Consider the following 11,928-nt stretch of genomic DNA (forward strand, 5'->3'; position numbering starts at 1 on the left):
CATTCCGGGATGGTCCAGCGGTCTCGTTTTGATGACTTTTTGATTTGCCCTATATCGCACCGTGCTCCTGCGGCACGCCGAGGGAACTCTAATGAACACATCGATCCTTTTGCTGATACTGGCGCTGATCGGCATCGGCAGTTATCTGCTCGGCAGCCGCCGTGCCGTTGCCCTGTCTGGTGGGCGTCCTTCCAGCATGCATTCCCGAGCCGGTTATCACGGTTCATACGCGGTCGTCTGGGCGGTACTGCCCGCGGCGTTCATTCTCAGCGTCTGGCTGATTATCAGCCCGCTCATCGTGACGTCAGCGGTCCGCGGCGATTTCCCGGAAGACATCCGGGCGCAATCCGAGGCGCAGCAGAGCCTGACCTACGGCATGGTAACCTCCATCGCCCGCGGCCTTCAGCGGCTGACACCGGAAGAAACGGCGCAGGTCGATGCGGACACAAGCGCGGTGAGGCCTCTGCTTGCATCCAAGGGCGTGGCGATTGCCGGTGATCCGGAACGGTTCATGGTTGACGCCGCCCAAACGCTGAACACCATGACCGCCACGAGCCGTCTTGCGATGATCGCTGTCGTGCTGCTGGCCGCGCTTGGCGGCGCCACCTATGCGCTGCGGGCGATTGCACCGCGCTTCCGGGCACGCAACAAGGTCGAAAAGGTCATTCTCGGCGCTCTTCTTGTCGCATCTTCCATCGCTATCCTGACAACGATCGGCATCGTTCTGTCGATGCTGACGGAAGCGATCCAGTTCTTCAACATGGTTCCGGCTCACCAGTTCTTCTTCGGCACGGTGTGGGATCCGCGTTTTGCGGCTGCCGGTGCGACCGATTCATCGGGACAGTTCGGCCTGATCCCGCTGCTTGCCGGCACACTTTATATCGGCTTCGTCGCCATGCTGGTTGCCGTTCCCGTCGGACTGTTTTCGGCGATCTATATGTCGGAATATGCTTCACCCCGCCTGCGCTCGGTGGCAAAACCGCTGCTCGAGGTGCTCGCCGGCATCCCCACCATCGTCTACGGCTTTTTCGCGCTGACGACGGTCGGTCCTTTCCTCAGAGACATTTCTGCGCAGATCAACGGGCTGGCGACGGGTAACTACGCCAACTTCATCCAGGCGCAGAGTGTCATCACCGCCGGCTTCGTCATGGGTATCATGTTGATCCCCTATGTGTCGTCGCTGTCGGATGACATCATCACCGCCGTGCCGCGTTCGCTGCGCGATGGTTCGCTCGGACTTGGCGCCACGCGCTCCGAAACCATCAAGAGGGTCATTCTTCCGGCTGCTCTTCCCGGCATCGTCGGCGCCGTGCTGATGACGGCGTCGCGCGCCATCGGCGAAACCATGATCGTGGTTCTGGCGGCAGGTGTCGCTGCCCGACTGCAGCTTAATCCCTTCGAGCCCATGACCACGGTGACGGTCAAGATCGTCAGCCAGTTGACGGGCGACCTTGAATTCACCTCGCCGCAGACGCTGGTTGCCTTTGCGCTTGGCATCACGCTTTTCGCCATCACGCTTTGCCTGAATATCTACGCGCTTTACATCGTGCGCAAATACCGGGAGCAATATGAATGACCGACATCGCCTCTCCCGCAGCTGGTGCGAACGCCGTCAAGGCGACGCGTCGTGATATCGGCATCAAGCGCCGTTATGCCGCCGAACGCCGTTTCCGTGCTTATGGCATGGCAGCGATTTCCTTCGGCCTCATCTTTCTCTTCCTTCTGCTTTTCTCGGTTGTCTCCAAGGGTTACACCGCGTTCCAGCAGACGATGATCACCGTTCCGGTGGAGTTCTCCGAACAGATCATCGATCCCAAGAACGAGCGTGCCACCAATCCGACCAAGCTTATGACGGCCAATTATCCCGTTCTTGCCCGTGATGCGGTTGCCAAGGTTCTGGGCGTCGCGCCAACGGACCGCACCGGTCTTCGCGCCGTCAACCTTCTGATCTCCGATAGCGTACGTACGCAGCTTCGCGATATCGTCGTTGCCGACCCCGCCGTTATCGGCACCACCCGCACGGTGACGCTGCTGGCCTCGGGCGACGTCGACAGCGCCTTCAAGGGCCAGGTCGATCTGACGGCGGATGAAGCCAATCGCCGTATCTCGAACCAGCAGCTCGGCTGGATGAACCAACTCGCCGAAAGCGGGCAGCTTGGCAAGCATTTCAATACCGGCATCTTCATCAACGGCGCCTCGAGCCGTCCGGAAGCGGCGGGTGTCGGCGTGGCGCTGATCGGCTCCTTCTACATGATGCTGATCGTGCTGGTGCTGTCGCTGCCGATCGGTGTTGCAGCTTCGATCTACCTTGAGGAGTTTGCTCCGAAGAACCGTCTGACTGATCTCATCGAGGTGAACATCAACAATCTCGCGGCTGTTCCCTCGATCGTTTATGGTCTGCTCGGCCTCTCCGTCTTCATCAACTTCATGGGCTTTCCGCGCTCGGCCTCGCTGGTCGGCGGCCTCGTCCTGACGCTGATGACCCTGCCGACGATCATCATTGCGACCCGCGCTGCCCTGAAAGCCGTGCCGCCGTCAATCCGCGCCGCCGCCCTGGGCCTCGGCGCGTCCAAGATGCAGACGATCTTCCACCACGTGCTGCCGCTCGCCATGCCCGGCATCCTCACCGGCACCATCATCGGCCTCGCACACGCGCTGGGCGAAACTGCGCCGCTGCTGCTGATCGGCATGGTGGCATTCGTAGCAAATTACCCGACAACGCCGATGGACCCGTCCACGGCCCTGCCGGTGCAGATTTACATGTGGGCGAATGAAGCGGAGCGCGCCTTTGTCGAAAGGACTTCAGGCGCTATCATCATCCTGCTTTTGTTCCTCATCGTCATGAATGTTGGCGCAATCCTGTTGCGTCGCCGCTTCGAACGGCGCTGGTAAAGGGAGATTGAGCAATGAACATGTTGTCGGAAGCAGCAGTTGAAAAGGCGCTGGACAAGAAAATGAATGAAGTCTCATACAAGATGATCGGCAAGGACGTTTCGGTTTATTACGGCGAAAAACGCGCGCTTTACGACGTGAACCTCAACGTTCGCGAAAATACGGTAACCGCGCTTATCGGCCCGTCCGGCTGCGGTAAATCCACCTTCCTGCGTACCCTGAACCGTATGAACGACACGATCGACGGTTGCCGGGTAACGGGCAAGATCACGCTCGACACCGACGATATCTATGATCAGGCGATTGACGTCGTGGAGTTGCGCGCCCGCGTCGGCATGGTGTTCCAGAAGCCAAACCCTTTTCCGAAGTCGATCTACGAAAACATTTCCTACGGTCCACGCATTCACGGTCTCGCCCGCAACAAGGCGGATATGGACCAGATCGTTGAGCAGAGCCTTCAGAAGGCGGGTCTCTGGAACGAGGTTAAGGATCGTCTGCACGAATCCGGCACCGGTCTTTCCGGCGGTCAGCAGCAGCGCCTGTGCATTGCACGCGCCGTTGCCGTCAGCCCGGAAGTGATCCTGATGGACGAACCCTGCTCGGCGCTGGATCCGATCGCCACTGCCAAGGTCGAGGAACTGATCCACGAACTGCGCACCAATTACACGATTGTTATCGTCACGCACTCCATGCAGCAGGCGGCACGTGTTTCCCAGCGTACGGCCATGTTCCATCTCGGTCACCTTGTCGAGGAAAATGAAACCGACAAGATGTTCACCAATCCGGATGACCAGCGCACGCAGGATTACATCATGGGCCGCTTCGGCTGATCGCGGCCGGCGCTTTATCGCAACCCAACAAGACTGGTGCCGCTGCGGCCCCGCTTCGGGCGGTCGCATGCAAGGCCAAGCCGGAGGAATAGACCGTGAACCAGACAACGACCCATTCGCATATTCTGTCTGCTTATGATGACGAACTGAAGTTCCTGACGCGACGCATCGCCGAGATGGGCGGTCTCGCCGAGCAGATGTGTGCTGACGCCGTGCGTGCGCTCGTCAATTCCGACGCCGCGCTTGCCCAGAAGGTCATTTCCGATGACGCTATCCTCGATCATTCCGAGCGGGAGATCGGCGACAAGGCCATCGTCACCATCGCCAAGCGCCAGCCGATGGCGGCAGACCTTCGCGAAATCATCGGCACCCTGCGGATCGCCGCCGACCTCGAACGCGTTGGCGACCTCGGCAAGAACACCGCAAAACGCGTCATCGCGGTCGCCGGAACGGGCGTGCCGCGCAAACTCGCCCGCGGCATAGAGCACCTGTCGGAGCTGGCGCTGGTACAGCTGAAGGAAGTCCTTGACGTCTATTCGACACGTTCCGCAGAAAAGGCCAATGCCATTCGCGAGCGCGACGAGGAAATCGACGCCATGTATACCTCGCTCTTCCGCGAGCTTCTGACCTACATGATGGAAGATCCGCGCAACATCACCACCTGCACGCATCTTCTGTTCTGCGCCAAGAATATCGAGCGCATCGGTGACCATGCCACCAACATCGCCGAGACGATCTATTACATGACCACCGGCAGCCAGCCGGAGGGCGAGCGTCCGAAGGACGACAGTTCCAACACGCTCGGTTCGGTGACCGAGTAACAGACAAGCAGCGGCTTGCGGAGTTAGCATATGGTGCCCAAGATTGCAGTTGTGGAAGATGAGGAAGCGCTGAGCGTCCTGCTTCGTTACAATCTCGAGGCTGAGGGATATGACGTCGACACCATACCCCGTGGAGACGAGGCAGAGATCAGGCTGCAGGAACGTGTTCCGGATCTGCTCATCCTGGATTGGATGCTTCCCGGCGTTTCCGGTATCGAGCTGTGCCGTAGGCTCAGGATGCGGCCGGAAACCGAGCGCCTTCCCATCATCATGCTGACGGCGCGCGGCGAGGAAAGCGAACGGGTTCGCGGACTCGCCACCGGCGCGGACGATTATGTGGTCAAGCCGTTTTCCACGCCGGAACTGATGGCCCGCGTCAAGGCCATGCTGCGCCGGGCCCGTCCGGAGGTTCTGTCTTCGGTGCTGAAGTGCGGCGATATCGAGCTGGATCGCGAGACGCATCGCGTTCACCGCAAAAGCCGCGAGGTGCGTCTCGGTCCGACGGAGTTCCGCCTGCTGGAATTCCTGATGACCTCTCCGGGCCGCGTGTTCTCCCGTTCGCAATTGCTGGACGGCGTCTGGGGTCACGATATCTATGTGGATGAGCGGACGGTTGACGTGCATGTCGGACGTCTCCGCAAGGCGCTCAACTTTTCCCATATGCAGGATGTCATCCGCACCGTGCGCGGTGCCGGATATTCGATGGAAGCCTGATCGGAACCGAACTGAGGGTTCCCCTCAGCATGACGTTCCGCCAGAATCGAAAGGCCCGAAACCGGAATGGTGTCGGGCCTTTTCATTTTGAACCTTCCGCAAGCACGATATTTTCATTTCTTTGACGAACGGTTGAGAGTCCACCGAAATTCGGATTGAGGGGCGAAACCCGACGACGATGAGTAAGCCTTGGTGTTCTGCTGTCGCTGCCCGGGAAGCGCGGTATTTTGTCACAAAAAACGGGCCCGAAGGCCCGTAGTTTTTGAGTGTCAAATGTGTGCCGCAACACTCAAGCCTTGCGGCGCTCGCTGACCGGTTGGTAGGCGAGTTTCGCATGGAATTTGCAATAAGGTGACGATTCCAGCGCTTCACAGCCGCAGAAATGGAAATCGTCTTTCAGGGGGTCGCCGACCGGCCACTTGCAGGTGCGCTCCGTCAGTTCCGTCAGCGTCAGCCGGCGGGAGATCGGAGTAACGACGTTTCTGGACGGAACGTAATCGAGAATTTCAGCGGTTTCGATGCCGACCTCTTCCTGAAGAGCGGTCGCCGCGTTGGAGCGGGTCAGGATCCGAGCAGGTGCAGCGTTGACGCGGCCAGCGAAATTCGCCGTGCGCGGGGCAGGTGCAGCAGTCCGCTTGGGCGCAGAACGCGCCGACGTCACCGGGCCGCCAGCCTTGACGCGTCCGGGCAGATTAAGACGATGGACCTTGCCGATCACGGCATTGCGGCTGACGCCGCCCAGCTGAGCTGCTATCTGGCTGGCGCTCAGTCCTTCGGCCCACAATTTCTTGAGTTTCTCGACCCGCTCGTCTGTCCAGTTCATGCCGCTTCTCCGCTTTTCGCGTGTATTTCGACAGAATCCTTCTCCGTCTCGCGGGCATGCCGCGAGCGTGGTTTCTGCCTGATTTTTGGTGACTAGTTCCGCCGCAATGCAGTCTAGTAATTAGCGATTAACCTAGTGCCACGCAGACTCCGTGGCAAGAGTCGCGGGAATCATCTCGAATCGATTTTCCGGTTTTCCCCAACTTGCTGGCGAGTTGAGTCAGAAAGGCAACACCTTGGGCCTTGCGACCTGCCACCTACTAGGGCTTGAGAAGCCTAGGAAATACGGACTTTTGTTGACATCGGCAAGCGAAGTGACAATAGTGCCCCTGCCGCCGCGAGGCGGCATTTTTGATTTTCAGGCGAGGGATAACCCTCGAAGCCTATTGACAACCGTCTGACAGCGCATCCGCGCAAGGAGTGATACAGCCATGGCCGAAGCCGCCGCGCCATTGTTCGATACATTTGCAAGAGCCCCCCTCCGCTTCGAGCGAGGCGAGGGCGTCTGGCTGTACACCGAAAGCGGCGAGCGATATCTCGATTTTGCGGCCGGCGTTGCCGTCAATTCGCTGGGCCATGCCCACCCACATCTTGTCGACGCGATCAAGACGCAGGCCGAAAAGGTCTGGCATGTCTCGAACCTCTATGAAGTTCCGGGCCAGGAAAAGCTTGCCAAGCGCCTGACGGAGGAAACGTTCGCAGACAAGGTCTTCTTCACCAACTCCGGCGCGGAAGCACTGGAATGTGCAATCAAGACCGCGCGTCGTTATCATTATTCCAAGGGCCACCCGGAAAAGTTCCGGATTATCACCTTCGAAGGCGCCTTCCATGGTCGTACGCTTGCAACGATCGCAGCCGGCGGCCAGCAGAAATATCTCGAAGGTTTCGGTCCCAAGGTCGAAGGCTTTGACCAGGTACCTTTCGGTGATGTCGATGCGCTGAAAGCCGCCATCACGGCCGAGACGGCAGCGCTTCTGATCGAGCCCATTCAGGGTGAGGGCGGTATTCGCGCACCCAGCAAGGAATTCCTTCAGTTACTGCGGTCGCTTTGCGACGAACACGGTCTGCTGCTGATTTTCGATGAGGTGCAGACGGGCGTTGGCCGCACGGGTAAGCTCTTTGCCTATGAACACACTGGTGTCGCCCCCGATATCATGGCGGTTGCCAAGGGCATCGGCGGTGGTTTTCCGCTGGGCGCATGCCTTGCAACGGCTGATGCCGCTTCCGGTATGACGGCGGGCGTGCATGGCACCACCTATGGCGGCAATCCGCTGGCCATGGCAGTCGGTAATGCCGTGCTTGATGTCGTCCTCTCTGACGGCTTTCTGGAAAAGGTTCGTGACGTCGCGCTGGTTTTCCGCCAGGGCCTTGCTTCGCTGAAGGACCGTTATCCTGACGTTATCGAGGAAATCCGTGGCGAAGGCCTGCTTCTCGGCATCAAGGCCAAGGTGCCCTCGGGCGAGCTCTTGCAGGCCATGCGCGCCGAGCATCTGCTGGGCGTACCAGCGGGCGATAATGTCATTCGTCTCCTGCCGCCGCTCGTCACCACGGCGGAAGAAGCCCGTGAGGGGCTGGCACGCGTGGAAGCGGCCGCCGCTTCTCTCACAGCGAAACAGGCAAAAATCGCCTGAGGAAACACTGAAGGGCGGGCCTCTTTCCTGGGGCTCGCAAGCATGGGACAGTTTGAAATGGCTTCACCTAAACATTTTCTCGACCTGTCGGCCGTCAGCTCGCAGGACCTGCGGGTAATTCTCGACGATGCCCGCGAACGCAAGGCGGCCACCAAGGCTGGAACGGCAGAAAAACCGCTTGCCGGCAAGATGCTGGCCATGATCTTCGAAAAGCCATCCACGCGGACCCGCGTCTCCTTCGATGTGGGGATGCGCCAGCTTGGCGGCGAGACGCTATTCCTCTCTGGTACGGAAATGCAGCTCGGCCGCGCAGAAACGATCGGTGATACGGCAAAGGTGCTGTCGCGTTACGTTGACGCCATCATGATCCGCACGACAGATCATTCGCGCCTGCTCGAGCTTGCCGAACATGCGACAGTGCCTGTCATCAACGCCCTGACGGATGACACGCATCCATGCCAGATCATGGCTGACATCATGACTTTCGAAGAACATCGCGGTCCGGTCAAAGGCAAGACGATTGCGTGGACAGGGGACGGCAATAATGTCCTGCATTCTTTCGTGGAGGGCTCGGCCCGTTTCGGCTACCGCATGACGATGGCAGTGCCGATGGGCTCCGAACCGCATGACAAGTTCCTGAACTGGGCCCGCAACAATGGCGGCGAGATCATGTTGTGCCACGATGCCGACAAGGCGGTGGCGGGCGCTGATTGCGTCGTCACCGATACCTGGGTCTCCATGAATCAGGAACACAAGGCGCGCGGCCACAACATCTTCCAGCCCTATCAGGTCAATGAAGCCCTGATGGCCAAGGCGGAAAAAGACGCGCTGTTCATGCATTGCCTGCCGGCTCACCGCGGCGAAGAGGTGACGGATGCGGTGATCGACGGCCCGCAATCGGTGGTCTTCGACGAGGCGGAAAACCGCCTCCACGCGCAGAAATCCATCATCGCCTGGTGCATGGGCGTCATCTGAAAATATCACCCGTTTGATCAACGTCGGGCGGGTGCTTGAACTTCTCGGCAGCGATTACCATCTGTTGGACTTCGAAGAGGCTCGTCGGTTTTCTGGCGGGCCCTCGTCACGATTTGCACGTTTTTCCCCGGAAGCGGTTTCTCTTCCCGGGTCTCTGTGCGACAAGCGGAAAAAGCACATTTCGAAAGCCGGACTTTTGGACGGTAGCGGCGCCACGGCTGCGCCAGGGAGTATGACATGGCAGATGTAACGGTTGAACTGGACGATCTCGATTTTGCTGGCGACGACAAGGTCGTGCCCTTTCAGGTCGAAGGTCTGGATGTGCGCGGCCGCGGCGTGCAGGTGGGTCCGCTGCTGAATGCCATTCTCGAGCGCCACGATTACCCGGCTGCGGTCGCCCGCCTGCTGGCGGAAGCGACCGTTCTGACGGCGTTGATCGGCACATCGCTCAAGTTTTCCGGCAAGCTGACGGTACAGACCAAGGGCGACGGTCCGGTGGACCTGCTGGTGGCGGATTTCACCGCGCCGGAAAGCATGCGCGCTTATGCCCGTTTTGATGAGGAGCGGCTGGCGGAGGCCCTTGCGGCAGGGGCGACTTCGCCGGAACAATTGTTGGGCAACGGTATTCTGGCCTTCACGATCGATCAGGGCGCGGGCATGCAACCCTATCAGGGCATCGTGCCACTCGATGGCTCGTCGCTGGAAGACATTGCCGGGGTTTATTTCCGTCAGTCGGAGCAGCTTCCAACCCGTGTGCGCCTCGGTGTGGCCGAATTCTTCGATCGCGACGGGGAAGGCAAGCCGCGTCATGGCTGGCGTGCGGGCGGCGTTATCGCCCAGTTCCTGCCGCAGGCGCCCGAGCGGCTGCGTATGCGTGACCTGCACGGCGGCGACGGCGATGAAGGCGGTCACGATGTGCAGGAGGACGATGCCTGGACGGAAGCCGTGACGCTTTTGAACACCGTGGATACGGACGAACTGACGGATCCGCAGGTGCCGGTGGAACGACTCCTCTTCAGGCTGTTCCATGAAAGCGGCGTGCGCATCTATGATCCGCAGTCCATTTTCGATCGCTGCAGCTGCTCGCGGGATAAGATCAAGGGCGTGCTCTCGGGCTTTACCGCCGAAGAGATCAAGGCAAGCGAGGAAGATGGCGCGATTGCCGTGACCTGTGAGTTCTGCTCGACCACTTATCGCTACGATGTTAGCGAATTTGAAAACGCCTGAATAAGGGTCGCGCCTGCAAAGGCGCGGTTTTTCATGGCCTGCGGGTCAGTTTAAGACCCGCATCAGCCCCGGAGAATCCAGCGAAAAAGCGGGTATGGTGACGTTGAACACTTCTCCGCTTTCCGTTTCCATCTCGTAATGTCCGAACATAAGGCCGGACGGCGTGTCCAACGGGCAGCCGGAGGAATATTCGTAGGTGTCGCCGGGCTTGAGATGCGGTTGTTCTCCCACGACACCCGGTCCGTAGACTTCGTCCACCTGTCCATTCTGGTCAGTGATATGCCAATAGCGATTGATGAGAGTAACGGGAACATCCGAGTTATTCGCGATCACGACCTTGTAGCCCCAGACGTAGCGGTCGTCATCCGGGTCGGATTGTTCTTCGAGATAATACGGATCAACCGTCACCTCGATATCCCTTGTCAGAGCACGATACATACGCGCCACACCTCGATATTTTCCCTGCCCGCTTATCCTACACTATAGGCTCTGGCTATCGTCAAGAAAATGAATGACTTGAGGGGCAGGAGCTGTCTCCCCTTGCGCTGTTTTTTACCGTTAGGGATAACGGAAAAGGTAAATAATGGTTGCCTGATACTGGCTTTCGAGGCCATCAAACGCGACATGGCCCGGCGTTCCCGCGGGGCCATGTCGATTATTGAATATGAATGTCAGGCCGAAACGGCTGCCAGACCCTTTGCCAGATCTTCCAGCAGATCGTCGGTATCCTCGATGCCGCAGGAAAGGCGCAAAGTGCCGCCGGAGATACCGAGTTCCGCCCGTGCCTCGTCTGTGAGGTTCTTGTGCGTCGTGGTGCCGGGATGGGTGATGAGGCTCTTGGCGTCGCCCAGATTGTTGGAAATCTTCACGATCTCAAGCGCGTTCTGCAGCTTGAAGGCCGCCTCCTTGCCGCCCTTCAATTCGAAAGCCACCAGCGTCGAACCACCGGACATCTGCCGTACAATGACGTCGGCCTGCGGGTGATCGGCGCGCCCGGGATAGATGACCTTGGCGACCTTGCCGCTGTCGGCCAGGAAATCCGCGATCTTCGAGGCATTGGCCGTCTGCTGCTTCACGCGCAGCGGCAGCGTCTCGATGCCCTTCAGAAGCGTCCAGGCATTGAACGGCGACATGGCCGGGCCGGTGTGGCGGAAATAATCCTGCAGCTCTTCCTCAATCCATTTCTTGTCGGAAAGGATCACGCCGCCGAGGCAGCGACCCTGGCCGTCAATATGTTTGGTGGCCGAATAAACGACGATATGGGCGCCGAGTTCGAGCGGCTTCTGGAAAAGCGGTGTGGCGAAGACATTGTCAACGACCACTTTCGCACCGATCTGGTTGGCAAGCTTCGCCACGCCGGCGATATCCACCACTTCGAGTGTCGGATTGGTCGGGCTTTCGAGGAAAAACAGCTTGGTGTTTGGCTGGATTGCCTTTTCCCAGTTGCCGAGATCACGTCCGTCGATCAGCGTGCATTCGATGCCATATTTCGGCGCGAGCGTTTCAACCACCCAGCGGCAGGAGCCGAAGAGCGCACGGGCGGCAACGATATGGTCGCCGGCGCGCAGCTGACACATGATGGCGGCGGTGACGGCGGCCATGCCCGAAGCAAGTGCGCGGGCGTCTTCAGCGCCTTCCAGCAGGCACATGCGCTTTTCGAACATGTCATTGGTCGGGCTGGCGTATCGGGCGTAGATAAAGCCGTCGGTTTCACCCTTGAAGCGCGCTTCGGCTGCTTCAGAGTTTTCGTAGACGAAGCCTTGGGTCAGATAAATCGCTTCCGACGTCTCACCGTAAGGGGAGCGTAGCGTACCGCCGTGAACGAGCTGGGTTGCCGGGCGCCATTTATTGCTCATGTGATCACCTTCAAAACAAAAAAACCGGCCGCAAAAGCAGACCGGTTCCTAGCACCCGGTCTTTTTAGCCACTTGTTTAACGTGGCTGCAAGCCGACCGGCCAAATCACCACGGGATAAGCTTGCCATACTGCCGTTACCGGCTTGCGTCAATGCTTTCC

General features: G+C 59.2%; 11 protein-coding genes and 1 riboswitch. Of the genes, 8 read left to right on the forward strand and 3 right to left on the reverse strand.

What is annotated here, in order from left to right; translation table 11 throughout:
* Window positions 1-91 precede the first annotated feature (91 nt).
* The 5 genes from pstC to phoB all read left to right on the forward strand — a co-directional run bounded on the left by pstC (window position 92) and on the right by phoB (window position 5,257).
* Window positions 92-1,576: a phosphate ABC transporter permease subunit PstC gene (gene pstC / locus EYD00_RS00480; protein ID WP_004439765.1), complete on the forward strand. Its 1,485-nt coding sequence runs from the start codon at window positions 92-94 to the stop codon at window positions 1,574-1,576.
* A complete protein-coding gene (gene pstA / locus EYD00_RS00485; protein ID WP_004439767.1) occupies window positions 1,573-2,892 on the forward strand; it encodes a phosphate ABC transporter permease PstA in 1,320 nt (439 codons plus the stop codon). Before pstC ends, pstA begins: the two co-directional genes overlap by 4 nt.
* A 14-nt stretch (window positions 2,893-2,906) precedes the next feature.
* Window positions 2,907-3,722 (forward strand): phosphate ABC transporter ATP-binding protein PstB, encoded by an 816-nt coding sequence (gene pstB / locus EYD00_RS00490; RefSeq protein WP_003519986.1) that lies wholly within the window; start codon window positions 2,907-2,909, stop codon window positions 3,720-3,722.
* Window positions 3,723-3,817: 95 nt separating this feature from the next.
* On the forward strand, window positions 3,818-4,543 hold the full coding sequence (phoU, locus tag EYD00_RS00495; RefSeq protein ID WP_004439770.1) for a phosphate signaling complex protein PhoU: 726 nt from the start codon (window positions 3,818-3,820) through the stop codon (window positions 4,541-4,543).
* A gap of 30 nt (window positions 4,544-4,573) precedes the next feature.
* Window positions 4,574-5,257 carry a phosphate regulon transcriptional regulator PhoB gene (gene phoB / locus EYD00_RS00500; RefSeq protein ID WP_004439772.1) on the forward strand — a complete coding sequence of 228 codons (684 nt, stop codon included), beginning with the start codon at window positions 4,574-4,576 and terminating at the stop codon, window positions 5,255-5,257.
* 289 nt (window positions 5,258-5,546) lie between these two features.
* On the opposite strand, the gene EYD00_RS00505 is transcribed toward phoB, so the two are convergent.
* Window positions 5,547-6,080, reverse strand: a complete 534-nt coding sequence (locus EYD00_RS00505; protein ID WP_004439774.1) for a GcrA family cell cycle regulator — start codon at window positions 6,078-6,080, stop codon at window positions 5,547-5,549.
* A gap of 430 nt (window positions 6,081-6,510) precedes the next feature.
* Between EYD00_RS00505 and EYD00_RS00515 the strand changes: the two genes are divergently transcribed.
* The 3 genes from EYD00_RS00515 (at window position 6,511) to EYD00_RS00525 (ending at window position 9,912) form a co-directional block, all read left to right on the forward strand.
* A complete protein-coding gene (locus EYD00_RS00515) occupies window positions 6,511-7,710 on the forward strand; it encodes an aspartate aminotransferase family protein (RefSeq protein ID WP_004439775.1) in 1,200 nt (399 codons plus the stop codon).
* Between the two features lie 57 nt (window positions 7,711-7,767).
* Window positions 7,768-8,685, forward strand: a complete 918-nt coding sequence (gene argF, locus EYD00_RS00520; protein WP_004439776.1) for an ornithine carbamoyltransferase — start codon at window positions 7,768-7,770, stop codon at window positions 8,683-8,685.
* A gap of 237 nt (window positions 8,686-8,922) precedes the next feature.
* On the forward strand, window positions 8,923-9,912 hold the full coding sequence (locus EYD00_RS00525) for an Hsp33 family molecular chaperone (protein ID WP_034496084.1): 990 nt from the start codon (window positions 8,923-8,925) through the stop codon (window positions 9,910-9,912).
* A gap of 45 nt (window positions 9,913-9,957) precedes the next feature.
* Here the strand turns inward: EYD00_RS00525 and apaG are convergent, their stop codons facing one another.
* Entirely contained in the window at window positions 9,958-10,350 is a 393-nt protein-coding gene (gene apaG, locus EYD00_RS00530; RefSeq protein WP_004439778.1) for a Co2+/Mg2+ efflux facilitator ApaG/CorD, read from the reverse strand.
* A gap of 233 nt (window positions 10,351-10,583) precedes the next feature.
* Entirely contained in the window at window positions 10,584-11,768 is a 1,185-nt protein-coding gene (locus tag EYD00_RS00535) for an O-succinylhomoserine sulfhydrylase (RefSeq protein ID WP_004439779.1), read from the reverse strand.
* A 43-nt stretch (window positions 11,769-11,811) separates the two neighbouring features.
* Window positions 11,812-11,890, reverse strand: a riboswitch (SAM riboswitch).
* Window positions 11,891-11,928: the final 38 nt, after the last annotated feature.

The organism is Agrobacterium sp. 33MFTa1.1 (assembly GCF_004328495.1).
Lineage (GTDB): Bacteria > Pseudomonadota > Alphaproteobacteria > Rhizobiales > Rhizobiaceae > Agrobacterium > Agrobacterium pusense.

Excerpts from the sequence above, each read along its gene's own strand:
- phoB (WP_004439772.1), top strand. The coding sequence starts at position 4,574 with ATGGTGCCCAAGATTGCAGTTGTGGAAGATGAGGAAGCGCTGAGCGTC.
- pstA (WP_004439767.1), top strand. The coding sequence starts at position 1,573 with ATGACCGACATCGCCTCTCCCGCAGCTGGTGCGAACGCCGTCAAGGCG.
- EYD00_RS00525 (WP_034496084.1), top strand. The coding sequence starts at position 8,923 with ATGGCAGATGTAACGGTTGAACTGGACGATCTCGATTTTGCTGGCGAC.
- EYD00_RS00515 (WP_004439775.1), top strand. The coding sequence starts at position 6,511 with ATGGCCGAAGCCGCCGCGCCATTGTTCGATACATTTGCAAGAGCCCCC.
- apaG (WP_004439778.1), bottom strand. The coding sequence starts at position 10,350 with ATGTATCGTGCTCTGACAAGGGATATCGAGGTGACGGTTGATCCGTAT.
- argF (WP_004439776.1), top strand. The coding sequence starts at position 7,768 with ATGGCTTCACCTAAACATTTTCTCGACCTGTCGGCCGTCAGCTCGCAG.
- pstC (WP_004439765.1), top strand. The coding sequence starts at position 92 with ATGAACACATCGATCCTTTTGCTGATACTGGCGCTGATCGGCATCGGC.
- EYD00_RS00535 (WP_004439779.1), bottom strand. The coding sequence starts at position 11,768 with ATGAGCAATAAATGGCGCCCGGCAACCCAGCTCGTTCACGGCGGTACG.
- pstB (WP_003519986.1), top strand. The coding sequence starts at position 2,907 with ATGAACATGTTGTCGGAAGCAGCAGTTGAAAAGGCGCTGGACAAGAAA.
- EYD00_RS00505 (WP_004439774.1), bottom strand. The coding sequence starts at position 6,080 with ATGAACTGGACAGACGAGCGGGTCGAGAAACTCAAGAAATTGTGGGCC.